At 69.5% G+C, this 24703-nt stretch carries 22 protein-coding genes; 12 read left to right on the top strand and 10 right to left on the bottom strand.

Annotated elements, in window-relative coordinates:
* Positions 1-3: 3 nt before the first annotated feature.
* Positions 4-1449 carry a DEAD/DEAH box helicase family protein gene (locus E9232_RS12270; RefSeq protein ID WP_309794334.1) on the bottom strand — a complete coding sequence of 482 codons (1446 nt, stop codon included), beginning with the start codon at positions 1447-1449 and terminating at the stop codon, positions 4-6.
* Between the two features lie 219 nt (positions 1450-1668).
* Here E9232_RS12270 and E9232_RS12265 point away from each other — a divergent pair, with 219 nt between their 5' ends.
* The 3 genes from E9232_RS12265 (at position 1669) to E9232_RS12255 (ending at position 4339) form a co-directional block, all read left to right on the top strand.
* A complete protein-coding gene (locus tag E9232_RS12265; protein WP_309794332.1) occupies positions 1669-2826 on the top strand; it encodes a porin in 1158 nt (385 codons plus the stop codon).
* A gap of 80 nt (positions 2827-2906) precedes the next feature.
* Positions 2907-3749, top strand: a complete 843-nt coding sequence (locus tag E9232_RS12260) for an alpha/beta hydrolase (RefSeq protein WP_309794330.1) — start codon at positions 2907-2909, stop codon at positions 3747-3749.
* A 308-nt stretch (positions 3750-4057) separates the two neighbouring features.
* Complete coding sequence (locus E9232_RS12255) at positions 4058-4339, top strand: hypothetical protein (protein ID WP_309794329.1); 282 nt, start codon at positions 4058-4060, stop codon at positions 4337-4339.
* A gap of 17 nt (positions 4340-4356) precedes the next feature.
* On the opposite strand, the gene recG is transcribed toward E9232_RS12255, so the two are convergent.
* Positions 4357-6438, bottom strand: coding sequence for an ATP-dependent DNA helicase RecG (gene recG / locus E9232_RS12250; protein WP_309794327.1), 2082 nt, complete (start codon positions 6436-6438; stop codon positions 4357-4359).
* Between the two features lie 46 nt (positions 6439-6484).
* Here recG and E9232_RS12245 point away from each other — a divergent pair, with 46 nt between their 5' ends.
* Together E9232_RS12245 and mfd are read left to right on the top strand one after the other, a co-directional pair.
* A complete protein-coding gene (locus tag E9232_RS12245) occupies positions 6485-6772 on the top strand; it encodes an FAD assembly factor SdhE (RefSeq protein WP_309794325.1) in 288 nt (95 codons plus the stop codon).
* The gene (gene mfd, locus E9232_RS12240) at positions 6769-10254 is read left to right on the top strand and encodes a transcription-repair coupling factor (protein WP_309794323.1); all 3486 of its coding nucleotides are present in this window, start codon (positions 6769-6771) and stop codon (positions 10252-10254) included. Before E9232_RS12245 ends, mfd begins: the two co-directional genes overlap by 4 nt.
* Before the next feature lie 22 nt (positions 10255-10276).
* Here the strand turns inward: mfd and E9232_RS12235 are convergent, their stop codons facing one another.
* The 3 genes from E9232_RS12235 to E9232_RS12225 are packed head-to-tail and all read right to left on the bottom strand — an operon-like array spanning position 10277 to position 11696.
* On the bottom strand, positions 10277-10933 hold the full coding sequence (locus E9232_RS12235) for a DsbA family oxidoreductase (protein WP_309794321.1): 657 nt from the start codon (positions 10931-10933) through the stop codon (positions 10277-10279).
* Positions 10934-11188 carry a hypothetical protein gene (locus tag E9232_RS12230; RefSeq protein ID WP_309794319.1) on the bottom strand — a complete coding sequence of 85 codons (255 nt, stop codon included), beginning with the start codon at positions 11186-11188 and terminating at the stop codon, positions 10934-10936. It abuts the gene before it with no gap.
* Positions 11189-11204: 16 nt separating this feature from the next.
* Entirely contained in the window at positions 11205-11696 is a 492-nt protein-coding gene (locus E9232_RS12225; RefSeq protein ID WP_309794318.1) for a hypothetical protein, read from the bottom strand.
* Between the two features lie 200 nt (positions 11697-11896).
* Between E9232_RS12225 and E9232_RS12220 the strand changes: the two genes are divergently transcribed.
* The 6 genes from E9232_RS12220 to E9232_RS12195 all read left to right on the top strand — a co-directional run bounded on the left by E9232_RS12220 (position 11897) and on the right by E9232_RS12195 (position 17480).
* Positions 11897-12601 (top strand): cobalamin B12-binding domain-containing protein, encoded by a 705-nt coding sequence (locus tag E9232_RS12220; protein WP_309794317.1) that lies wholly within the window; start codon positions 11897-11899, stop codon positions 12599-12601.
* Between the two features lie 32 nt (positions 12602-12633).
* Positions 12634-13245 (top strand): DUF1638 domain-containing protein, encoded by a 612-nt coding sequence (locus E9232_RS12215; protein ID WP_309794316.1) that lies wholly within the window; start codon positions 12634-12636, stop codon positions 13243-13245.
* Positions 13246-13268: 23 nt separating this feature from the next.
* The gene (locus E9232_RS12210; RefSeq protein ID WP_309794315.1) at positions 13269-13583 is read left to right on the top strand and encodes a virulence factor; all 315 of its coding nucleotides are present in this window, start codon (positions 13269-13271) and stop codon (positions 13581-13583) included.
* A 97-nt stretch (positions 13584-13680) separates the two neighbouring features.
* Positions 13681-14589, top strand: coding sequence for a methyltetrahydrofolate cobalamin methyltransferase (locus E9232_RS12205; protein WP_309794314.1), 909 nt, complete (start codon positions 13681-13683; stop codon positions 14587-14589).
* Positions 14590-14645: 56 nt separating this feature from the next.
* A complete protein-coding gene (locus E9232_RS12200; protein ID WP_309794313.1) occupies positions 14646-16724 on the top strand; it encodes an ASKHA domain-containing protein in 2079 nt (692 codons plus the stop codon).
* 84 nt (positions 16725-16808) lie between these two features.
* Positions 16809-17480 carry a carbonic anhydrase gene (locus tag E9232_RS12195; RefSeq protein WP_309794312.1) on the top strand — a complete coding sequence of 224 codons (672 nt, stop codon included), beginning with the start codon at positions 16809-16811 and terminating at the stop codon, positions 17478-17480.
* A gap of 34 nt (positions 17481-17514) precedes the next feature.
* Here E9232_RS12195 and E9232_RS12190 read toward each other — a convergent pair whose 3' ends face one another.
* The 4 genes from E9232_RS12190 to E9232_RS12175 all read right to left on the bottom strand — a co-directional run bounded on the left by E9232_RS12190 (position 17515) and on the right by E9232_RS12175 (position 21665).
* On the bottom strand, positions 17515-18099 hold the full coding sequence (locus E9232_RS12190) for a hypothetical protein (protein WP_309794310.1): 585 nt from the start codon (positions 18097-18099) through the stop codon (positions 17515-17517).
* Between the two features lie 91 nt (positions 18100-18190).
* Positions 18191-19495, bottom strand: a complete 1305-nt coding sequence (locus tag E9232_RS12185; protein ID WP_309794308.1) for an aspartate aminotransferase type Ic — start codon at positions 19493-19495, stop codon at positions 18191-18193.
* 131 nt (positions 19496-19626) lie between these two features.
* The gene (locus E9232_RS12180; protein ID WP_309794307.1) at positions 19627-20478 is read right to left on the bottom strand and encodes a methyltransferase domain-containing protein; all 852 of its coding nucleotides are present in this window, start codon (positions 20476-20478) and stop codon (positions 19627-19629) included.
* Positions 20479-20540: 62 nt separating this feature from the next.
* Entirely contained in the window at positions 20541-21665 is a 1125-nt protein-coding gene (locus tag E9232_RS12175) for a 2OG-Fe(II) oxygenase (RefSeq protein ID WP_309794304.1), read from the bottom strand.
* 193 nt (positions 21666-21858) lie between these two features.
* Here E9232_RS12175 and E9232_RS12170 point away from each other — a divergent pair, with 193 nt between their 5' ends.
* Positions 21859-23388 (top strand): trimethylamine methyltransferase family protein, encoded by a 1530-nt coding sequence (locus E9232_RS12170; protein WP_309794303.1) that lies wholly within the window; start codon positions 21859-21861, stop codon positions 23386-23388.
* Between the two features lie 150 nt (positions 23389-23538).
* On the opposite strand, the gene mbfA is transcribed toward E9232_RS12170, so the two are convergent.
* Positions 23539-24495: an iron exporter MbfA gene (mbfA, locus tag E9232_RS12165; RefSeq protein ID WP_309794302.1), complete on the bottom strand. Its 957-nt coding sequence runs from the start codon at positions 24493-24495 to the stop codon at positions 23539-23541.
* Positions 24496-24703: the final 208 nt, after the last annotated feature.

Here is a 24703-nt window from a genome sequence, read left to right as displayed (position 1 = left end):
AAGTCAGGCCGCCTCGCGCTGCGCCGCCGCGGCCTCGACCACGGCCGCGATCGCATCGAGCATCGCGGTGTCGTCGCCGGCCATGGCCTCCATCGACGCCATGCGGGCGATCACGGTGCCGGCCACCTTCTCCTCCACCGTGCCTTCGGCATAGGTGTAGTAGATCACCGCGCGCTCGCCGTCACGGTGGCAGCGCCCCTCGATCTGCTGCAGCTGGATCGCGCTGTGGCGCATGTCGTGCACCACCAGCGACCGGTCGCGGTCACCGCCCGGCATCTCGCCGCGATGCAGCGAGATCGACTCCGTCACCGTGAACACGACCGCGTCCAGCGCGCCGGTCTGGAAGGCGACGCGGGTGGCCTCATTGGCCTCGCCGGATTGGGTGCCGTTGATCTCGCCGACGGTCCAGCCGTGCCCGCGCAGCGTCTCGGCCAACATGGCGCTGGTCTCGAGGAAGGCGACCGAGATCGCGACCTGCTGGCCGTTCCCCAGCAGGTCGTCGCAGAAATCGGCGGTGCCGGCCAGGCGCAGCAGGCTGGCCTTCTGGCGGAAGCGCAGGTCGGCGGCCCAGCCGGTGGCGCGGCGGGTGCTGCCGCCGGCCAGCCCGAGCTCGCGCCGGAACTCGCGCCAGGTGGCCTCGTAGAGGCGTCGGGCGGGGGCGTCCAGCGCGGTCGGGGCCAGCTCGCGCTGCACCTCCGGCCAGCCGGCGATGTCCTCCGGCCGGCGGCGCAGCCCGATCGCCTTCGGGCCCTTGAACAGCAGCTCGGACATCACCCGGCGGTCGGCCGGGTTCGGATCCCAACTCCAGTTCTTCCAGCGGCCCTTGGCGCGGCCGATCCGCAGCCGTTTCATCAGCGCCCGGAATTCGTCCATGCTGCCGTCGACGCCGCCGGTGGCGTGGGCCAGCAGCCGGCCGAGATAGGAAAGCTCATGCGGCGCCTGGCCGGCGGTCGCGCTCATATAGATGGCGAAGGCGGCGGCCGCGGCCATCTGCCGGCACACCAGCCCCTGCTGGGAACTCGGGTTGCGGATGCGGTGGCTCTCGTCGATCACCACGATCGGCCAGACCCGCTTGGCCGTGCCGTACTTGGCTAGCTCGTTGTTCTTGGCGCGGGTCGACCGTTTGGTGCTGACCGGCGGCGGCGCCAGCAGCGACTTGGTCTTCTCGAAATTAGTCAGGGTCACCCGCTTGGCCGCGGTGCCGGACCGGGCGATGGTGCGCCGCCATTGCGGCACGGCGCCCTTGGGGCAGATCACCAGCACCTCGTCCTCCGGCATCGCCGCGACGGCGAGCCAGGCCGACAGCGTCTTGCCCAGCCCTGTCAGGTCGCCCAGCAGGAAGCCCGGCCGGCCCTGGGCCCGCGCTGCGAGGATGGCGTCGCGCGCCACGATCTGGTGCGGCCGTGGAATGAAATCGGGGCCGTCTCCGGCAGGGTTCGAGGTCTTCATGGCTTCTTCCTGGGCCGATTCCCGGCAGGGCGGAAGGCCGTCCGCGGAAGGCTGTCGGATCCTTGTCCGAAGGAGACAGGGCCGCGGCGGGTGTTGCATTTCCGCACGGAATATTGTGACTCATATATTACAATGTTGTTTTAACTTGGTTTGGTGCAGTGCGGTCGGCATCGTCGCCACGCCTTTCCCGAAACGATCGCTTTGCGATCAGAGGTCATCATGACCAAGAGCTTACTGTGTGGGGCCGCGCTTGCGGTCGTCATGGCCGCAGGGGCGGCCCACGCCGCCGATGACACGGGCCTGCAGGTCAAGATCTCCGGCCGCCTCGGCTTCCTGGCGGGCGTGGTGATCGACCGCACCGACAACCAGAATCTCGACCGCGACTACGACTTCGAGACCGGGGCGCGGCTGCAGTTCGACGTCAAGAACGTGACCGATTCGGGCCTGGAATACGGTGCCCGCATCCGCTTCAACAATGTCGACCGCAAGAACGGCGTCACCGTCGACCGCACCTATGTCTACCTGAAGGGCGGCTTCGGCACGTTCACCTTCGGCGACGCGCCCTACATCGCCGAGGACTTTCATGTCTACGCGCAGCAGACGCTGGGCACGAATTTCGGCCTCGACACCGACTGGGGCAACGGCTTCCGCAGCCCCGGCACCTGGCTGAGCGGCAGCAACGCCTTCTTCGCCGTGGCGCCCTACCAGCAGTTCGGCGGGCTGAACGCCAAGGACACGAAGGTCAAGTACACCTCGCCGTTCCTCCTGGGCTCCTCCGGCTCCACCGGCATCTCCTTCGGTGTCGACTTCACCCCCGTGGTCGGCGGCAACGGCCATGCCGGCCCCGGCGGCGTCAACGACCTGATAAATGACAGCACGACGCTCTATGAGAACGTCATCGGCGGCGGCCTCGACTATCGAGAGACCTTCGCCGGCACGTCGGTGCGCCTGTCCGGCATGGCCTATGAGGGCAACGGCGTCAGCGGCAATCACGACCTCGAGGCCTACTACCTGGCCGGCCAGGTCGGCTTCGCCAATGGCTTCTGGGCCAGCGCCAGCTGGACGCATTTCTCCAGCACCTTCCACGCCGACAAGGCGATCGACTCGATCGTCGGCGACCTGTCCTACACCACCGGGCCGTGGCTGGCCTCGATCGGCTACGCCTACACCACGGCGGAGCGGGACAACGGGCTGAACTCGTCCTTGAACGATGGCAAGGATCTGCAGACCAGCCACAATGTGATCGGAACCCTGGTCTACAACGTCGCGCCGGGTCTCGATGCGTTCACCGAGCTGCGCTACGAGAAGGACGAGTTCCGTCAGGGCAGCGACTTCGAGACCTCGGCCCTGAGCGTCGGCACCATCCTGAACTTCTGAGCCGCAGGGGCGCGGTTGGCCGCGCCCCGACTTGTCTCCCTGAACCACATCCAACCGGGGCACCGGCGCGTATCAGACCGATGCGCGCGCTCCTCGTCTCCCTTCTCGCCCTGCTGCCGGGCGGCTGTTCGCCGCTCGGCATGCTCAACGCGGCCCTGGTCCGCGACAACGCCGTGGTCCAGGCGGACATCGCCTATGGCGCGGGGGACCGTCGGAAGCTAGACCTGTACCAGCCCCGGACGCCATCCTCGCAGCCTGCCCCAGTGGTGGTGTTCTTCTATGGCGGCAGCTGGACCAGTGGCGAGCGGCGCGACTACCGATTCGTCGGCCAGGCGCTGGCGGCCGAGGGGATCGTGGCGATCGTGTCGGATTACCGCCTGGCCCCGGCGGCCCCGTTCCCGGCCTTCGTCGAGGACGGGGCGGCCGCGGTGGCCTGGGCGGCGGCGAACGCGGCCCGCTATGGCGGCGATCCCGACCGCATCGTGCTGGTCGGCCACTCCGCCGGGGCCTATATCGCGGCGCTGCTGGCGACCGATCCGTCCTATCTTGCGGCTGAAGGCCTGCCCCTGACGCGCATCCGCGGCGTGGTCGGCGAGGCCGGGCCCTACAGCTTCCACCCGCTCACCTGGGGCCCGACGCGGCATGTCTTCGCCGGGCTGACCGACGAAGACAAGGCCCGCCCGATCGCCCAGGCCGGGCCGCAGGCGCGGCCGATGGTGCTGCTGCACGGCGCCGCCGACGGCACGGTGCGACCCAGCAACACGACGGAGATGGCGGAGCGTCTCCATGCCGCCGGGGTGCCGGTCGAGACCCATCTCTATCCCGGCCTCGGCCATGTCGGGCTGCTGCTGACCTTCTACCCGGCCTTCCGCGGCCGGGCGCCGGCATTCCGGGACTTGGTCGCGGCCGTGCGCGGCTTCTGATCCGTCACCGGCCGACCCGCCAAGTCGACATCGAGCGCCTCTGCGTCAACTCTGGATGATCAGGCGAATCCGATGGTCACGCGGAATATTTACTCAGGTATCGGGGAATGTTTGCTTATTTTTGATTGAAGAAAAATTATACATCCATCTCGCTTGAGGAAATCGATGTCACGGTCGGTTAACGAATATTTTACGGCAATTAGGTTTGAATCGTCTCCGGCGCCGAGTTCGGGAGGCTGTTCCCGGCCTCTCCGCCGCAGCGACAACCTCTGAGGTCATTGCACAGGGCCAGGGGAGGCCCGTCGGTCATGTTCAAAATGCTATTGCTCGTCTGCGCGACCAGCCTGTCGCCCGCGGATTGCGAGATCGACACCGCGATCGATGTCATCCAGGGACCGGCGACGGCGAGCCCGTCCGCCTGCGCCTTCCAGGGACAGGCGCAGGTCGCGGACACCGCCCTGCCGATCCGGCCGGGCGAGACCTACCTGAAGGTGCGGTGCATCCGGATGGTTGCGGAGGCGCTCCAGCGCATCGCGCCTGAGGCCGTCGTCCCTGGCGAAGAGGTCGCGGCCTCGGCGCTGTATCGCTGACCCGGCGGTCGGCAACGTCACCCCGCCCTGAGATACTTCGCGCTGCTGTCGTGCTCGAACAGGTACAGCAGGGTGCGCAGCGCCTGGCCGCGCGGGCCCTCCAGCTCGGGATCCTTGTTCAGGATCAGGGCGACGTCGTCGCGCGCCACCGCCAGCAGGTCGCCTTGGCTGTCGATGTCGGCAATGCGGAACTCCGGCAGGCCGCTCTGGCGCGTCCCCAGCACCTCGCCGGCGCCGCGCAGGCGTAGATCCTCCTCGGCGATGCGGAACCCGTCCTCGGTCTCGCGGATGGTGGCCAGGCGCTGCCGCGCCGTCTCCGACAGCGGCTGGGTGTACAGCAGGATGCAGCGCGACGCCGCATCGCCGCGCCCGACCCGGCCGCGCAGCTGATGCAGCTGGGCCAGGCCGAAGCGCTCGGCATGCTCGATCACCATCACCGTCGCCGCCGGCACGTTGACGCCGACCTCGATCACTGTGGTGGCGATCAAGAGGTCGATGCCGCCCTCGGCAAAGCCGGCCATGACGGCGTCCTTCTCCGCCGCCTTCATCTTGCCGTGCACCAGCCCGACCTTCTCGCCGAACATGCGGCGCAGGTCCTCGAAGCGGTCGGCCGCGGCGGCCAGGTCGATGGTCTCCGACTCCTCGACCAGCGGGCACACCCAATAGGCCTTGCCGCCGGCCGCCAGATGCCGGCCGATGCCGGCCACCACCTCGTCGATCCGCTCGGCCGAGACGGCGCGGGTGTCGACCGGGGTGCGGCCCGGCGGCTTCTCGGTCAGCTTCGACACCTCCATGCCGCCATAGGCGGTCAGCTGCAGCGTGCGCGGGATCGGCGTGGCGGTCATCACCAGCACGTCGACGCCGTCGCCCTTGGCCGACAACTGCAGCCGCTGGTGCACGCCGAAGCGGTGCTGCTCGTCGATCACCGCGACCGCGAGATCGGCGAACTCGACGCTCTCCTGGAACAAGGCATGGGTGCCGACGACGATCCGTATCGACCCATCGGCCAGGCCGGCCAGCGTCTCGCGGCGGGCCTTGCCCTTGTCGCGGCCGGTCAGCAGGCCGGCGGTCAGCCCGACTGGCGCCAGCAGCGCCGACAGGGTCTCGCGGTGCTGTCGCGCCAGGATCTCGGTCGGCGCCAGCATCGCCGCCTGCCGGCCATCCTCCACCGCCGCCAGCATCGCCAGCAGGGCGACCACGGTCTTGCCGCTGCCGACATCGCCCTGCAGCAGCCGCAGCATCCGGTTGGGCGCCGCCATGTCGGCATAGATCTCGGCCAGGGACAGCCGCTGGGCATTGGTCAGGGCGAAGGGCAGGGCGGCCTCGACCTTGGCGCGCAGCGACCCGTCACCCTTGGTCGGGCGGCCGGGCCTTTGGCGGGTGGAGCGGCGGAACAGGGCCAGGGCCAGCTGATTCGCCAGCAGCTCGTCATAGGCCAGGCGTTGCCGGGCCGGGGCGACGGGCAGCAGGTCGGCCCCATCCTGCGGTGCGTGGGCGCGGCGAAGCGCATCCTGCCAGCCCGGCCAGCCGCGGCGCTGCAGCCAGGCGGCGTCCTGCCATTCCGGCAGCTCGGGCGCCTTGGCGACGGCGTCGGCGATCACCTTCGCCAGGGTGCGGGGCATCAGGCCGGCGGTCAGGGGATAGACCGGCTCGACCACCGCAATCTCCTCGCGCTCCTCCAGCGGGCCGGTCCGGTCGGGATGCGGCATCTGCAAGGCGCCCTGGAACTGCTCGATCCGGCCGGAGACGATTCGGACCTGGCCGATCGGGAAGTTCGTCTCCAGCCAGTCCGGCCGGGCGTGGAAGAAGACGAGATCGATCGCCCCGGTCGCATCCGAGGCCCGCACCCGGTGCGGCGCGCGGGCGGAGGAGCCGCGGATATGGCCGTCGACATGCAGGGTCAGGGTGACGATGGTGCCCGGCATGGCCTCGCGCAGCGTGACCACGCGGCGACGGTCGATCACCCCGCTCGGCAGGTGCCACAGCAGGTCGATCGCCTTCGGTCCGGCCAGCTTTTCGATCAGCTTGGCGGTCTTCGGGCCGATGCCGTGCAGGGATTCGATGGCAGCAAAGAGTGGGAAGAGGATTTGCGGACGCAAGGCTCAGGTCTATATGGGGGCGTAAGTGGAGAAGCACCTTAAGCCAATGACCGAGCCGACCGATAGCGATGCGGCAGCACCGCTGCGCCGCCGACTGCGCTTCCGCAGCTGGCACCGCGGCACCCGCGAAGCCGATCTGCTGCTCGGCGGATTCGCCGACGCCACACTGGACCGCCTCGATGCGGCCCAGCTGGCGCGCTATGGCGAATTGCTGGGAAATGAAGACCCCGACCTGTGGGACTGGGTGACCGACCGCACGCCGGTGCCGCCCGAGGCCGACAGCGACGTGATGCAGCTGCTGCTCGACTACGCCCGGTCGCGGGGGCGCAAATGAGCGCGCTGGCCGAACGCACGGCGCCTGAAGCCGGCGCCCGCCACCACACCATCGGCGGCGTGCCGCAGGGCCAGGATGCGCGGCTGATCGCCGAGCTGGCGCGCAAGGCCGGCGGCCGCGGCCTGCTGCATGTCGCCAGCGACGACGCGCGCCTGCCGGCGCTGGAGGGGGCGCTGGCCTTCTTCGCGCCCGACCTGCCGGTGGTGGTGCTGCCGCCCTGGGACTGCCTGCCCTATGACCGCGTCTCGCCGAATCCCGAGACGGTGGCGGAGCGGGTGGATGCCCTGACCCGGCTGCTGGCCCCGCGCAAGCCCGACCAGCCCTTCATCGTCCTGACCACCATCGGCGCCGCGATGCAGCGGGTGCCGCCGCGCGCCAGCTTCGCCGAGGCCAGCCTGTCGGTCGCGCCGGGCGACCGGATCGATCTCGAGGCGCTGCAAGGCTTCCTCGCCCGCAACGGCTATGTCCGCGCCCAGACGGTGCGCGAGCCGGGCGAATTCGCCATCCGCGGCGGCATCGTCGACCTGTTCCCCCCGGGGATGGCGGAGCCGCTGCGGCTCGACCTGTTCGGCGACGAGCTGGAGAAGATCCGCCGCTTCGACGCGATGTCGCAGCGCACCACCGGCGAGGTCGAGCGGGTGACGCTCAAGCCGATGGGCGAGGTCTTCCTTGACGCAGCGTCGATCGCGCGGTTCCGCAGCGGCTATCGCGAGCTGTTCGGCGCCATCAACGACGACGACCCGCTGTACGAGGCGGTCTCCGCCGGCCGCAAGCAGGCCGGGATGGAGCACTGGCTGCCGCTGTTCCACGACCATCTCGACACCCTCTTCGACTACCTGCCCGACGCCTCGGTCACGCTCGACCACCAGATCGAGCAGGCGCGCGACCAGCGGCTGGCCCAGATCGCCGATTTCTACGAGGCGCGGCTGACCCACCAGGCGGCGCAGAAGAAGGCCAAGGGCGTGCCCTACCGGCCGATCCCGCCGGACCGCCTGTATCTCGACGTGGCGGAGTGGGATGCCGGGCTCGCCGGCCGGCCGGTCGCCGATTTCTCGCCCTTCGCCCCGCCCGAGGGCGGCACCGATGCCGGCGGCCGCCGCGGCCGCGACTTCGCCGATGCCCGAGCGAATCCTGAGACCAATCTCTACGCTGCCGCGCGCCAGCATCTGGCGGAGCTGAAGGCTGCCGGCAAGCGCGTGCTGATCGCCGGCTACACCACCGGCGCCCGCGACCGCCTGCGCTCGATGCTGTCGGAGCAGGGCAAGGCCGATTTCGCCGTGGCCGAGACCTGGCCGGGGGTGGAGAAGACCGACCCGCGCACCGCCGTGATGGTGGTGCTGCCGTTGGAGCACGGCTTCACCGCGCCCGACCTCGCCGTCGTCACCGAACAGGACATCCTCGGCGACCGGCTGACCCGGCCGCAGAAGAAGCGGCGCAAGTCGGACCAGTTCATCGCCGAGGTCTCGGCCCTGGCGGCGGGCGACATCGTCGTCCACCAGGACCACGGCATCGGCCGCTACGAGGGGCTGGAGACGCTGACCGTCGGCGGCGCGGCGCATGACTGCCTGCGCATCGTCTACGAGGGCGGCGACAAGCTGTTCGTGCCGGTCGAGAACATCGAGGTGCTGTCGCGTTACGGCTCCGGCGACATGGCCGTGGTGCTCGACAAGCTCGGCGGCGCCGGCTGGCAGGCGCGGAAAGCGCGCGTCAAGAAGCGGCTGAAGGACATGGCGGAGGAGCTGATGCGCATCGCCGCCGCCCGCGCCCTGCGCACCACCGAGCCGCTGCCGCCGCCCGAGGGCCTGTACGAGGAATTCGCCGCCCGCTTCCCCTATGCCGAGACCGAGGACCAGCAGCGCGCCATCGACGAGGTGCTGGACGACTTGCAATCCGGCCGGCCGATGGACCGCCTGGTGTGCGGCGATGTCGGCTTCGGCAAGACCGAGGTGGCGCTGCGCGCCGCCTTCACCGCCGCGGCCAACGGCGCCCAGGTGGCGGTGGTGGTGCCGACCACGCTGCTGTCGCGCCAGCATTTCCGCACCTTCTCCGAGCGGTTCAAGGGCCTGCCACTGCGCATCGGCCAGCTGTCGCGCATGGTCACGGCGAAGGAGGCGAAGCTGGTGCGCGACGAGCTGGCGGCCGGCACCATCGACATCGTCGTCGGCACCCACGCCATCCTGTCGAAGCAGGTCAGCTTCAAGAATCTCGGCCTCGTCATCGTCGACGAGGAGCAGCATTTCGGCGTGAAGCAGAAGGAGAAGCTGAAGGCGCTGCGCGAGGACGTGCATGTGCTGACGCTGACCGCGACGCCGATCCCGCGCACGCTGCAGATGTCGCTGTCCGGCGTGCGCGAGCTGTCGCTGATCACCACTCCGCCGATCGACCGGCTGGCGGTGCGCACCTTCGTGCTGCCCTTCGACCCCGTGATCATCCGCGAGGCGGTGCTGCGCGAGCATTTCCGCGGCGGCCAGACCTACTATGTCTGCCCGCGGATCGAGGATCTCGGCGAGGCGCACCAGACCCTGTTGGAGTTGGTGCCGGAGGTGAAGATCGCCGTCGCCCACGGCCAGATGCCGCCGACCCAGCTGGAGGAGGTGATGAGCGCCTTCTACGACGGCCAGTTCGACGTGCTGCTGGCCACGGCGATCGTCGAATCCGGGCTGGACGTGCCGTCGGCCAACACCATGGTGATCCACCGCGCCGATCTGTTCGGCCTGGCCCAGCTGTACCAGCTGCGCGGCCGCATCGGCCGGTCGAAGCTGCGCGGCTACGCCTATCTCACCTACGGCCCGCGCAAGGCGCTGAGCAAGACGGCGCAGCAGCGGCTGCATGTGATCGAGACGCTGGACACGCTGGGCGCCGGCTTCACCCTGGCCAGCCACGACATGGACATCCGCGGCGCCGGCAACCTGCTGGGCGAGGAGCAGTCGGGCCATATCCGCGAGGTCGGGGCCGAGCTGTACCAGCAGATGCTGGACGAGGCGGTGCGCACCGCCCGCGCCGGCGTCAGCGCGGTGGAGGACCAGGCCGACAGCTGGACGCCGCAGATCAATCTCGGCGTGCCGGTGCTGATCCCGGAGGTCTATGTCGCCGACCTGCAGATCCGGCTCGACCTCTACCGCCGGATCTCGGCGCTGGAGGGCCAGGCGGAGCTGGACGGCTTCGCCGCCGAGCTGATCGACCGCTTCGGTGCCCTGCCGGAGGAGGTCGAGAACCTGCTGGAGCTGGTGGCGATCAAGCGGCTGTGCCGCGTCGCCGGGATCGAGCGGCTGGATGCCGGGCCGAAGGGCGCGGTGGTCGGCTTCCGCGACAACCAGTTCGCCAAGCCCGACAAGCTGATCGGCTTCATCCAGCGCATGGCCGGGGCGATCAAGGTCCGGCCCGACCAGAAGCTGGTCTACGCGCGAAGCTGGGAAACCCCGCAGGACCGCGTCACCGGCGCCCGCAAGCTGGTGCAGCGCCTGGCCGACCTGGCGGGGTAGTTCCCGACGTCAGAGGCGCAGGCTACGCCCGTTCCGACAGCGGGGCGGAGACGGCGTGTTCGCGGGAGAGGTCGAGCAGCGGCAGGAAGGCGCTCGGCTCCTGCGCGCCGGAGACGGCGTAGCGGCCGTCGAAGACGAAGCACGGCACCGCCTGGATGCCGAGCTGCCGGGCCCGCAGGTCGGCCGTCTGGATCTCGGCGACCCCGAGCTCGCTGGCCAGAACCCCCGCCACCCGCTTGCGGTCGAAGCCGATCTCGACGGCGATGCTGATCAACGTCGCCCGGTCGCCGACATCCAGCCCCTGGGCGAAATAGGCGGAGAACAGGGCGTCGACCATGCGGTCGGCCTCCCCCAACTCGCCGGCATGGCGGATCAGCCGGTGGGCCTCGACCGTGTTCGGGGTGCGGCGGATGATGCTCTGGTTCAGGGGCAGGCCTTCCTTGGCGGCGGCCTCGGCCACGACGGCGTTGATCTGCCGCATCCGCTCGCGGCCGCCGAACTTGGCGATCATGTAGCTCTGCCGGTCGACGCCGACCTTCGGCATCTCCGGATTCAGCTGGAAGGGCTGCCAGCGGATCTCCAGACCCGGCAGCGGCCTGATGGCCAAAGCGCGCTCCAGCCGGTGCTTGCCGATATAGCACCAGGGGCACACCACATCGAAGAAGACGTCGATCCGCATTCACACACTATCCCGCGCAGCGTCGCCCTTGGATACGGGATTCGTTTCCTGTGCGGCTGCCTCGCCGTCGAGCCTCGCATCCGGATCGACGATCTCGGCGGCCAGAAGGTTGAGCGCCAAGGCGTTGCGCTCGGCCTCCTGCGCCTGGCGGTCGGTCTTGGCCCGGCGGTCCTGGCGCCGGTCCGCCGCCTGCACCGCCCGCGTCAGCTTGTCCGGGTCGCGCGGCCCGCCGCCGCGGTTCTTCCATCCCGGCATGTCGGTTTCCCTCCGGTCAGGACCGTTTGGTCTTGGTCTTTACCGTGCCGACCCGGGTCTTGAGCATCTGGCGCGCGGCCCGGTACTCGGTGCGGAAGCGCAGCAACTGGCCGCACAGGAAGGCGATGCGCCGCTTCAACAGCTGGTCGGGCGCGGCCTCGCCGCCCAGGATCCGGCCGTCGGCACCGGTGACGAAGTCGCGGATCGCCGCCTCGACGCCCGATGGCTCCAGGTTGTGCGCCAGGCGGTTGCGCAGCCGGTTCAACTTCTCCGCCGCGTCCAGGATGCTGTCGAGCGTCTCGTTCTTAATCAGCGCCCGCAGGAACTGGGTCTTGATGAAGAAGTTGATCTGCAGCCCGTCCAGCGCGGCCGGGTTCGCCAGCATCTCGTGCAGCAGGTGGTTGATCTCCTCCTCCAGCAGAAGATGGCCCTTCAGGATGATCAGCGTGGTGTCGTCCGTCCGCGGAAAGTGGCGGAGGAAGGTGAGAAGCGAATCCTGGAGGTCCATGGCTACCATGTGGCCGGGGCAGGGGCGCATCATCCGGGGACGCCGCCCTCCTGGCAAGGGCGCCATCGCCGCGGCCGTGTCGCAAACGTGTCGCCGCCTTCGCAGTCCGGGTCGGTTCCAGGCTAGCGACGACGGGCGGCTTCCCCGCTAAATGCCATCCGTGGCTTGTCAGCGGATGCAGCCGGCGATCGAGGGCCCTCATGGCGGATGACGATATCGACCTGAACGCGCTGAACGACGAGGAACTCGTCGAACAGATGTGGGACGACCTCTATGACGGTCTCGCCGATGAGATCGTGGAGGGCGTCAACATCCTGCTGGCGCGCAAATGGACCCCCTACGACGTGCTGACCAAGGCGCTGGTCGAGGGCATGCGCATCGTCGGCATCGACTTCCGCGACGGCATCCTGTTCGTGCCCGAGGTGCTGCTGGCCGCCAACGCCATGAAGCGGGGCATGTTCATCCTGCGGCCGCTGCTGGCCGAGACCGGCGCGCCCAAGGTCGGCAAGATGGTGATCGGCACGGTCAAGGGCGACATCCACGACATCGGCAAGAACCTGGTGTCGATGATGATGGAAGGCGCCGGCTTCGAGGTCATCGACCTCGGCATCAACAATCCGGTCGAGAACTACCTGAAGGCGATCGAGGAGCACCAGCCCGACATCGTCGGCATGTCCGCCCTGTTGACGACCACCATGCCCTACATGAAGGTCGTCATCGACACCTTGAAGGAGCAGGGGATCCGCGACGACTACGTGGTGCTGGTCGGCGGTGCGCCCCTGAACGAAGAATTCGCACGGGAAATCGGCGCCGACGCCTATTGCCGCGACGCGGCGGTGGCGGTGGAGACGGCCAAGGACTTCATGCGGCGCAAGCACAACCAGCCGAAGGCCGTGGCGGGCTGAGGCCCGACGCAGCGCTGGTCGAGCGGTTCGGCGTGGCCGGGGTCGCCCCCGGCCCCGACCGCACCCTGCTGATCGCCTGCGGCGCCCTGGCGCGCGAGACGCTGGCCGTGATCCGCGCCAACGGCATCGAGGACCGCGTCGCGGTCACCTGCCTGCCCGCCATCCTGCACAATCGGCCCGAGCGCATCTCCGAGCGGCTGCGCCAGCGCATCCGCACCGCCCGCGCCATGGGCTGGACCCGGATCCGCATCGCCTATGCCGATTGCGGCACCGGCGGCGGCATCGACCGGATGCTGGCGGAGGAGGGGGTGGACCGCATCGGTGGCCCGCACTGCTATTCCTTCTTCGCCGGAGCGCCCGATTTCGACCGGCTGATGGAGGAGGAGCCGGGCAGCTTCTTCCTGACCGACTTCCTGACCCGCCACTTCCACACCCTGGTCGTCGAAGGCATGGGCCTGGACCGCCATCCGGAACTGCTGCCGATGTTCTTCGGCAACTATCGGCGCGTGGTCTACCTCGCCCAGACCGAAGATCCGGCGCTGCAGGCCCAGGCCAAGGCGGCGGCGGAACGGCTGGGCTTGGACTACGAATACCGCTTCACGGGATACGGCGAGTTCGCCGGCTTCGTGGCGGCGTCCGCCTGACCGTTCCTCAATCGAGAGTCTTCATGCCGCAGCTCATCATCGTCTCCTGGCGCGACATCCCCAGCCAGGTCACCGCCAAGGCCGGCCGGCGCGACCAGGCCAAGGTGCTGCTGTCGCAGCGCTTCCAGGATGCGATCGACCGCGCCGCCATGCGCGGCAAGGCGCGCGATGCCGACAGCTATCTCGGGGAATGGAAGAAGTCCGAGCCGGTGGAGTGCGGCGAGGACCTGCAGGCCGAAGCCGACGCGGCGGCGGCACGGATCGAGGCAGCCTATGACGCCGCCCGGCTGAAGGCGCTGGTCGAGGCCGGCGGTGTCGAAGGCGGGGAGAGCGCCTGACGCGCCTGTGGCAGGCGATGCCGCTGCAAGACGATCCCCGGACCGCCATCCCGCCTAGCGTCGATGCTATCGAACCTCCAGGCAAGGCGGTCACGGCATGACGGACACGGTGATCAGTTCGGCGACCAAAGAGATCGCCATCGGCTTCGAACGGCCCTTCGTCATCATCGGGGAGCGGATCAACCCGACCGGCCGCAAGATCCTGGCCGAGGAGATGAAGGCCGGCGACTACAGCCGGGTCCAGTCCGACGCCCTGGCTCAGGTCGCGGCCGGCGCCCAGATGCTGGACGTCAATGCCGGCATCCCGCTGGCGGACGAGCCGCGCATCCTGGCGGAATGCATCCAACTGGTGCAGTCGATCACCGACGTGCCGCTGTCGATCGACAGCTCGATCGTCGCGGCGCTCGAGGCCGGGCTGTCCGTCTACAAGGGCAAGGCCCTGGTCAACTCCGTCACCGGCGAGGATGAGCGGCTCGAGACGGTGCTGCCGCTGGTGAAGAAGTACGGCGCCGCCGTCGTCGCCATCTCCAACGACGAGACCGGCATCTCCGAGGACCCCGACGTCCGCTTCGCCGTCGCCAAGAAGATCGTCGAGCGGGCGCGCGACCACGGCATCTCCTACGCCGACATCGTGGTCGACCCGCTGGTGATGCCGATCGGCGCCATCAACACCGCCGGGCGGCAAGTGTTCGCGCTGGTCCGCCGGCTGCGCGAGGAGCTGAAGGTCAACACCACCTGCGGCGCCTCCAATGTCAGCTTCGGCATGCCCAACCGGCACGGGCTGAACGCCGCCTTCCTGACCATGGCGATCGGTGCGGGCATGACCTCGGCCATCACCAACCCGCTGCATGCCGAAAGCCTGCAGGCGGTGCTGGGCGCCGACACCATGATGGGGCATGACCCCCATTGCGCCCGCTGGATCCGCCAGTATCGTGAGCCCGCGCCGGAAGGTGCCGAGGCCAGCGGTGCGCGCGGCGGCCGCGAGGGCCGTCGGCGGCGCGGATGAGATGGGATTGATGGGCGACGCCTCGGCCGGGGTATCGCAATGGTGACGGGTTGGCGATGAACATGATCGATGCAGGGCAGCCGGCCAGCCAGGAGGCGAAGGAGACGGCGCTCGTCGTCTTCACCCCCTCGGGCCGGCGCGGGCGTTTCGCCATGGGCACGCCGCTGCTGCAGGCGGCGCGGTCGCTCGGCGTCGATGTCGACAGCGTCTGCGGCGGGCGGTCGATCTGCGGCCGCTGCCAGGTCGAGATCGGCAGTGGGCAGTTCGCCAAGCACGGCATCGAATCCCGGGCCGGCCATGCCTCCGAGGCAGGGATGGCGGAGCTTCGCTACGCCGAGAAGCGCGGGCTGAAGCCCGGCCGGCGGCTGTCCTGCCAGACCCTGATCCAGGGCGACCTGGTGGTCGACGTGCCGGCCGAAAGCCAGGTGCACAAGCAGGTCGTCCGCAAGGATGCCGAGCACCGCATCATCGAGGTCGATCCCGCGGTCAAGCTCTACTACGTCGAGGTGCGCGAGCCCGACATGCACGACCCCTCCGGTGATCTGCGCCGGCTGGAAGAAGCGCTGGCGGAGCAATGGGGCATCACCGGCCTGGACTGCGATCTCAGGGTGGTGCAGCGGCTGCAGAAGGCACTGCGCGGCCCGGGCGCCTCGGGGGGCGGCGAGGGCGCCTGGACCTGCACCGTGGCGGTGCGCGAGCAACGGGTGAAGCGGCTGCTCGCCGTCTGGCCCGGCTTCCGCGACAAGATCTACGGCCTGGCCTACGACATCGGCTCGACCACCATCGCCTGCCACCTCTGCGACATCGAGACCGGCGAGGTCGTCGCCTCCGGCGGCGCCATGAACCCGCAGATCCGCTTCGGCGAGGATCTGATGAGCCGGGTCAGCTACATCATGATGAACCCCGGCGGCGACAAGGCGCTGACCGAGGCGGTGCGAGGCGCGCTGAACGATCTCGCCGCCCACGTCACCGCCCAGGCCGGGCTGGAGGTCGAGGACGTGCTGGAGGTGACGCTGGTCGGCAACCCGATCATGCATCACCTGGTGCTGGGCATCGACCCGATCGAGCTGGGCGGCGCCCCCTTCGCCCTGGCCACCGACCAGGCGATCAACATCTGGGCGACCGAGATCGACCTCAGGATCCACCCCAACGCCCGGGTCTATGTGCTGCCCTGCATCGCCGGCCATGTCGGCGCCGACACCGCGGCGGTGATCCTGTCGGAGGAGCCGCACAAATCCGACGACCTCCGGCTGATCGTCGATGTCGGCACCAATGCCGAGATCGTGCTGGGCAACAGGCACCGGCTGCTGGCCTGTTCCAGCCCGACCGGCCCGGCCTTCGAAGGCGCGCAGATCTCCTCCGGCCAGCGGGCGGCACCCGGCGCGATCGAACGGGTGCGGGTCGACCGCGTGACGCTGGAGCCGCGCTTCCGCGTCATCGGCAGCGATCTGTGGTCGGATGACGACGGCTTCGCCGAGGCAGTGCGCCGCACCGGCGTCACCGGCATCTGCGGCTCCGGCATCATCGAGGTGCTGGCCGAGATGTTCCTGGCCGGGATCATCACCCAGGACGGCGTGATCGACGGCGCCATGGCGGCGCGCAGCGAGCGGGTGGTGCCGGACGGGCGCACCTTCAGCTACGTGCTGTACAAGGATGCCGAGCGCGAGCTGCGGGTGACCCAGAACGACATCCGGGCGATCCAGCTGGCCAAGGCCGCCCTCTATGCCGGCGTGCGCCTGCTGATGGACAAGCTCGGCGTCGACCAAGTCGACCGCATCACCCTGGCCGGCGCCTTCGGCAGCCATATCGACGTGAAATACGCCATGGTGCTGGGGCTGATCCCCGATTGCGACCTGACCAAGGTGGTGGCCGGCGGTAACGCCGCGGGCACCGGCGCCCGCATCGCCCTGGTGAATCGCAGCGCCCGGGCCGAGATCGAGCAGATCGTCCGCCGGGTCGAGAAGATCGAGACCGCGGTCGAGCCGATGTTCCAGCAGCATTTCGTCGAGGCCATGGCCTTGCCGCACAAGACCGCCGCCTTCCCGAACCTCGCGGCGGTGGTCGACCTTCCGGCCCCGAAGGTGTCGGATGGCGGCGATGGCGAAGGCGGCCGCCGCCGGCGCCGCCGCGGCTAGGGCTGTTGGCGCGGCGGGGCGCATCTGCTATTGCCACGCTGTCGCCGCATTCGTCCTGGCGGCACGGTGAATGCGAGAACAACCATGTTTCCCGAACGGCTCACCGAAGGATACCGCGCCTTCCTGGGCGGCCGCTTCGCCAGCGAGCGCAATCGCTACGAGATGCTGGCCGAGGCCGGGCAGAAGCCCGAGATCATGGTCATCGGCTGCGTCGATTCCCGGGTGTCGCCCGAGGTCATCTTCGACGCCGCGCCGGGCGAATTGCTGGTCGTGCGTAACGTCGCCAACCTGGTGCCGCCCTATGAGCCGGACCGGGAGACCCAGCACGGCACCAGCGCGGCGCTGGAATTCGGCGTCCAGGCCCTCAGGGTCAAGCACATCGTCGTGCTGGGCCATGCCCATTGCGGCGGCATCCGCGCCTTCGCCGACGAGCAGGAGCCGCTGTCGCCGGGCGACTTCATCGGCCGCTGGATGTCGCAGATCGCCCCGGCGGCGGAAGGCCTCGGCCCCCGTCGGCCGGAGGACGGCGACGACTATCTGCGCCGGCTTGAGTTCGCGTCGGTCGAACTCAGCCTGCAGAACCTGATGACCTTCCCCTGCATCTCGATCCTGGTCGGGCGCGGCAAGCTGCAGCTGCACGGCGCCTATTTCGGCGTCGCCTCCGGCCGCCTGCTGGTGCGGGATCCGGACACCGGGCGCTTCGAGCCGGTGGCGGATGAAGGCAAGGGCGGGCTGGCCGCGATCCGCTGTTCCTGACTCCGGCGGCGCCCGGGGCGAGGGGCGGGCGGCGTCAGCCCTTCTTGAGTTCGAACGGGACGTCGAAGGACCCGCTCTTGCCGGTCGCCTTGTCGTGGACGGTGAAGGTGGCGACGTACTGGCCGTCGGGCGCGTCGGTCAGGGTCAAGGTCAGGTTGAGGAACATCTCGCGCACCCGGTCGCGGCTTTCGACCTTGAAGGTCTGGAAGTCCTTCTGCTCGCCAAGTGCTTCGCCTGTGGCCGATTTCAGCGAGAAGTCGATCGACAGGTCGATCCGGTACAGCTCGCCATCCTTGCTCCAGCCGAAGCCGGTGGGCTCGGCGTAGAAGCGCAGCGGGGACGTGCCGTCGAACACGCTGGTCTCGCGCGGGCTGAACGACCCGTAGCTCTGCGCCGGGGCCGCCACCAGCAGCGACCGGTGGAAGGCCAGCGGCGCCTGCAGCCAGGCTTCGATCGCGGCGTCGTTGAAGGCCTTGTAGGCGTCGGCGAACTGCCCGGCCTGCAGCAGCTGGGTGCCCTTGGCCGCCAGCTGCCCGGCGTCGTCGGCCCTGGCCGCGGTCGCGGCGCCGGCCAGGGCAAGGGTCAGGGCTGCGATCCGGAGCAGGGAAGGGTGGGCCATGCTGTCGTCCTTGGGGCATCGGGCTGGGGGGGGAACCGGACCCTCAACCCACGGACGACAGGCGGCGTTCCGTCGCCGGCCGCAGACCGCGTCAGTGCCCGCTATGGGACTCCCGTTCGGCCAGGATCGCCTCGCTGGTCGCCACCAGCACCGACAGCGCCACGCCCTCGGCCGCCAGCCCGACCTCCGGCAGCGCCGGGAAGGTCGGCGCGATGCGGATGTTCTGGTCCTGCGGGTCCTTACCGTAGGGGAAGGTCGCGCCCGGGGCCACCATCGCCACCCCGGCCTCCTGCGCGAGGGTCACGACGCGGCGGGCCGAACCCGGCCGCACGTCCAGGCTGATGAAATAGCCGCCCTCCGGCTCGGTCCAGCGGGCGACGCCGGCGCCGTCGAGATGCTCGGCGAACACCGCCTGCACCCGCTGGAACTTCGGCACCAGGATCTGGCGGTGGCGCTCCATCAGCGCGGCGATGCCGGCCATGTCGCGCAGCAGCCGGACATGGCGCAGCTGGTTCAGCTTGTCCGGCCCGATCGACTGGCGGCTGAGATGCTTGCGCGCCCAATCCAGATTCGCGGTGGAACTGGCGAACAGCGACAGGCCGGCGCCGGCAAAGGTGACCTTCGAGGTCGAGCCGAAGACGAAGGGCCGGTTGGCGTGGCCGTGCCGGGCGCAGGCCGCGAGGATGTCGGCCAGCTGGTGCGGCCGGTCGGTCAGGTGGTGGACGGCATAGGCGTTGTCCCAGAACAGCCGGAAATCCGGGGCGGCCGTGCGCATCGCCGCCAGCCGCTCGACCGTCTCGTCGGAATAGGTCTCGGCGGTCGGGTTGCTGTATTTCGGCACGCACCACATGCCCTTGATGCCGGGATCCCCGGCCACCAGCCGCTCCACCACATCCATGTCCGGCCCGTGCCCGGTCAGCGGCACCGGGACCAAGCGGATACCGAAGCCTTCGCAGATCGAGAAGTGGCGGTCGTAGCCGGGCACCGGGCACAGGAAGCTGACCGGCGCCTGGGCAGACCACGAAGCGGTGCCGTCCGGCACGCCGTGCAGCAGGGCGAAGACGATCAGGTCGTGCATCAGCGTCAGGCTGGAATTGCCGCCGACCAGCATCTGGTCGGCCGGCGCGCCCAGCATCGGGGCGAACAGCGCCCGCGCCTCCGGCAGACCGCGCACATCGCCGAGATAGTTGCGACAGTCGCCGCCATCCTGGGCCTTGAAGCCGTCGGTCCCCGGCAGGTCGAGCAGCGCGTTCGACAGGTCCAGTTGCTCCGCCGACGGCTTGCCGCGGGTGCTGTCCAGCTTCAGTCCGCGGGCCTTGAAGGCGGTGTGCCGGTCGCCCGCCTGACGCCGGAAGGCGCGGAGATCGTCGGTCATCAGGGTCTCGAGGCGCGGCATGGCCGTCTCCCAGGCTGGAGTGTTGCGAAGCGGACCCTACCGGCCAGGCCCGAGGCGAGGCCAGAGCCGAGCCATGCGATCCGGACGGCCCTGGTCTGCCGGCTCTTCCCTGCGGGCATGGCTGGTCGCTGTCAGCCGATGCGCCGGCAGGTCATCGCGAAGGACGGCAGAGATTCGATCTCGGCGGATCCGATGACGGCCTGCAGCGCCGCCATGTCGATCCCGGCCAGCGGTGCCGCCTCGAACGCCGTGAGCGGCTGGGGCAGCAGCGCCAGGCCGTTGTCGACCTCCCAGCGGCCATCCTGCAGCTGCGTGCTGTCCACCGGCACCGCCTCGCCCACCCGCCACCCCGCCTCGCGCAGCACGGCCGTGAGCGCGGCCTGCGACAGCGGGGTCCGGACATTGCCGTCGAAGGCGGAGTCGAGGCGCGCCATCCGGCCCTGCAGGATCACCGCCAACAGGTGCGGGATCTGGGTCGGCTTGGTCGGCTGCAGGTCCCATTCCGACAGGCACAGCCGGTCGGTCCAGTCGCCGAGGCGCCGGAGCGTGCGGCGCAGCACCTCCGCCGAGCGGAAGTACCAGGAGCAGTGGGCCAGCACGGCGCAGTCGTACCGGCTGTGGGGCAGCGGGATCGCCGGGTCCAGGATGTCGGCCCCGAAGCGGAAGCCGATGCGGCCGCCGAGGGAAGACCGGCCGATGCGCTCCGCCGCATCGGCGAGCGTGTCCGGCGCGCCGTAGCCTCCGTCCGCTGCGTCGATCGCGGTGACATGGCCGTCGGGGCCCACGGCGGCGGCGAGGGCCACGGTGGTGTCGCCCTGGCCGCAACCGATCTCCAGCACCCTGGCGCCCGGCGCGATCCGCCAATGCTCGACCAGCCGCATGCGGAAGCGGGTCTGGGCCAGCTGGATGGCATGCGCCGGCCCTGCGAGACCGAGGCCGGCCACGACCCCGTCCGCATCCATCATGTCGTCCGGTGTGGTCACCGCTGCCCCATCATCCGCCGGCCCCCGATCAGCCGCCTCGGGGCGGCCGACCGGGCCAAGCCTCAACCCGCCTGCTGCGCTTCCTTGTTCAGCAGGTTGCGCTCCAGCTGGGTGCGCAGGGTCTCGTCGGCGAAGTAGGAGAGGTTCTGTTCGCGGATCCTGGCGCCCTCCTCGTCGTAGAGGAAAGGCAGGGTGCAGTATCGCGTGCCCTTGGTCACCGGCAGCGCCTCATGCAGCAGCGAGCACGAGAACACCACGGCGCCGCCGGTCGGGGCGCGGTAGCTGTGCCGGTCGTATTCCGGGAAGCGCAGCTCGCCGCCCTCGAACTCGTCGGCGTTCAGGTTGATGGTGACGGCGAAGCGGCGATGCGCCGTGCCCTTGGTGGTGTTGTCGCGATGGGCGCGGAAATAGCCGCCCTCGCCGGCGTCGTAGCAGGCGACGATGTAGCGCTCGATCCGGGTGGCGTTGAACTGGAAGGCCTTCTTGATCTCCGGCACCAGCCGCCGTTCGATCCGGGCCTTCATGGCCAGGCGCAGTTCGTCATCCTCGATCGTCGCATCCTTGCGGCGCTTGTGGCTGTGGTCGAGCGCGCCGACGGTGCGGCCGTCGGGCAGCGACTGCATGAAGCCGCTCTCCTCGCCGCCGACCTTGTTGTAGTAGTCGATCAGGCGGCGGCAGAACGCCGGCTCGAACAGGTACGGCACCGTCAGCACCGGCGCGCCCGGGATGCCGGTGCCGAGCGAGGTCAGCGGCGGCAGGCGGCTGACGAAATCGACCAGCGCCTTGGCGTGCTCCACGCCGTCCTGCAGCGCGAACCGGCCGAGGATGCGGAGGTTGGGCGACAGCACGAAGCTGACGCGATGCTGCTCCGCGCCATAGGCGTCGGAGATCTTGTTCTCGAAATCGAAGAAATAGCGCAGTCCCGGAACCCGGCCGGGCAGGCGCTGCTGCTCGACATCGGTGCGGTCCCGGGTGACGCCGAAGAAGGAGGCATGGCCGTCGTTGAACGGTCCGATGTCGGCCGCGATCGCCGCCAGCAGCCGCGCCACCTGGGGCTCGCCGGCCGACCCGAAGAAACTGAGCACGATGTATCGTCCGGCGACCGTGTCGAACCGGAAATCCTCGCGCTGCGCCGTCGGGGCCACGAAAAGCGGGGCAGGATCCCCCGGCTCCAGCAGACGGGCCATATAAACCCTCCATGAAAAAAAGCGCATCTCTATTGAGAGCTAATCTCATATTACAGCAGGAATGCGGCGGCGATAGTGCCCTGCGTTGCATGTCGCATCGAAGCTGTTGCGTGGCGAATCCGGGCGGCGCGACGGCCCCCGGGCGTGCCACGGTTCGGCCCCATGATCGGGCCAATGTCGCGACGAGGTCAGGATGAGCCGCAACCGAACCACACCGCGCCGCCGCCGCGAAGGGCCCGTGGGCATCGCCCAGCTGCCGTGGCAGCTGGTGGAGAACCCGCTGCCGCCGGTGGAGGTGCTGCGCCCGGATCAGGTCGAACGCATCCATGACGCGTCGCTGACCATCCTGGAAGAGATCGGGATGGATTTCCTGCATGACGAGGCGATCGAGATCTGGCGCCAGGCCGGCGCCCGGACCACGCCGGGCAGCCGCCGCGTCCGCTTCGACCGCGGCATGGTGCTGGAGGCGGTGGCCAAGGCGCCGTCGGACTACACCTTCCACGCCCGCAACCCGGAGCGCGACGTCCATATCGGCGGCCGGTCGATCGTCTTCGCCTCGGTCGGGTCGGCCCCCAACGTCTCCGACATCGAGGGCGGGCGCCGGGTCGGCAACTACCGCGACTACTGCAACCTGATCCGCCTCGGCCAGGCGCTGAACGCGATGCACATCTTCGGCGGCTATCCGGTCGAGCCGGTGGACCTGCATCCTTCGACCCGGCATCTCGATGCGCTGCGGGCCTTCGTCACCCTGTCGGACAAGCCGTTCCACGCCTATGCGCTGGGCCGCACCCGCATGCTGGACGGGATCGAGATCGCCCGCATCGCCCGCGGCGTCAGCCGCGACCAGCTGCTGCGCGAGCCAAGCCTGTTCACCGTGGTCAACACCTCCTCGCCGCTGCGCCTGGACGGGCCGATGATCGAGGGCCTGATCGAGATGGCGAAGGCCGGGCAGATCGTCGCCGTCACCCCCTTCACCCTGGCCGGCGCGATGGCGCCGGCGACCCTGGCGGGCGCCCTGGCGCAGCAGAACGCCGAGGCGCTGGCCACCATCGCGCTGATCCAGATGGTGCGGCCGGGGGCGCCGGTGATGTATGGCGGCTTCACCTCGAATGTCGACATGAAGTCGGGCGCGCCGGCCTTCGGCACCCCGGAATACGCCAAGGCGGCCCTGGCCGGCGGCCAGCTGGCGCGGCGCTACGGCCTGCCCTACCGGTCCTCCAACACCAACGCCTCGAACGCGGTCGACGTGCAGGCGACCTATGAGAGCATGGTCTCGCTGTGGGCCGCGACCCAGGGCCACGCCAATATGATCATGCACAGCCTGGGCTGGCTCGAGGGCGGGCTGCGCGCCAGTTTCGAGAAGATGATCATCGATGCCGAGCTGGTGCAGACCATGGTCGAGTTCATGAAGCCGATCGTGGTCGACGACGACACGCTAGGTCTCGACGCGATCCGCGAGGTCGGGCCCGGCGGCCATTTCTTCGGCTGCCAGCACACGCTGGCCCGCTACGAGAGCGCGTTCTACGCGCCGCTGTTGTCCGACTGGCGGAACTTCGAGGCCTGGCAGGAGGCGGGGGCCCCGGACGCGACCCAGCGGGCGCACCAGCTGTACAAGCGCATCCTGGCCGAATTCGAACCCCCGCCGCTCGACCCCGCCATCGCTGAGGAGCTCGACGCCTTCGTCGCCCGGCGGAAGGAGGAGGGTGGGGTGATCAGCGACTGAGAGACCGCCTGGAAACGCTACTGGCGCGGCCGCCTGACGGCGGTTTCTCCGCTTCCGGTGCTCACGGACCCAAACGTCCGCCGCGCGCCGGTTCTCGAAACCACCCCCATTCGACTCGCGCCGGCGCGTTTCCAGATGATCTCTGAGCGCTCACGCGCTGCCGATCAGGATCCCGGTCAGGAACACCAGGGCGCCGCCGACTCCCACCTGGAAGGCGGAGGACAGCAGCGGCGTGTCCATGAAGCGGTGACGGATCCAGGAGATCACCGCCAGCTCCACCGCCACCACTCCGACCGCGATGCCGGTGGCGACGCGGAAGTCCGGGATCAGGTAGGGCAGGGTGTGGCCGAGGCCGCCCAGCGCCGTCATGCCGCCGCAGACCAGGCCGCGCAGCCACGGCCGGCCGCGCCCGGTCAGGCTGCCGTCGTCGGACAGCGCCTCGGCGAAGCCCATGCTGATGCCGGCGCCGACCGAGGCGGCGAGGCCGACCAGGAAGGTGTCGAAGCTGTCACGGGTGGCGAAGGCCGCGGCGAACAGCGGTGCCAGGGTGGAGACCGACCCGTCCATCAGTCCGGCCAGGCCGGGCTGCACGATCTGCAGCACGAACAGCCGGCGCTCGTCCTCGCCCTCGCGCTTCTGGACCTTGGCCGGAGCGTGCTTCTCCTCCAGCTGCTCGGCGATGTGCTCGTGCCGTCGCTCCTCCTCCGCCAGGTCGCCCAGCAGTTGGCGCACGGCGACATCGGTGGCGCGGCCGGCGGCGCGTTCGTAGAAGCGCCGGGTCTCTGCTTCCATCGCCTCGGCCTGCTTGCGCACCGTGTCGAGCGACAGCGGCCGGGTCAGCCACACCGGGCGCCGGCGGATGAAGCCGCGGACATGGTGGCGGCTGATCAGCGGGATGTGGTCGCCGAAGCGATCCTTGTAGAGCGTGAGCAGGCGGTGGCGATGCCCATCCTCCTCGCGGCCCATGCCGCGGAAGATCGCGGCCGATGCCGGGAAATCGGCACTCAAGCCCTCGGCGAAATCGCCATAGACCCGGGAATCCTCCTCCTCCAGCGAGATCGCCAGCGCCAGCAGCTCCCGCTCCGTCAGCTCGGAAAAATCCTTCATCGCCCGTCTCCACACCGACTCCCGCTTCGCTTCTCGTCCGGGCGGCGGGCGAAGGCAATGACGAACGACTCGCAGACGCCGGACCGGGGGCGGGCCCGGGCCTCGGGGAGGGTCAGGCGCATCGATGTCGCAGTCGGGATATAAATTCATAACGATATCCTTATATTGTGGTGGAGTTCCCCTCGGGCCGGCAGTAGCGTTTCCAGCT

Origin of the sequence: Inquilinus ginsengisoli (genome assembly GCF_031453975.1) — a bacterium.
Classification (GTDB): domain Bacteria; phylum Pseudomonadota; class Alphaproteobacteria; order DSM-16000; family Inquilinaceae; genus Inquilinus; species Inquilinus ginsengisoli_A.
Note: the sequence above shows the minus strand (reverse complement) of the source record. Positions and strands in the feature narration are given on the sequence as shown.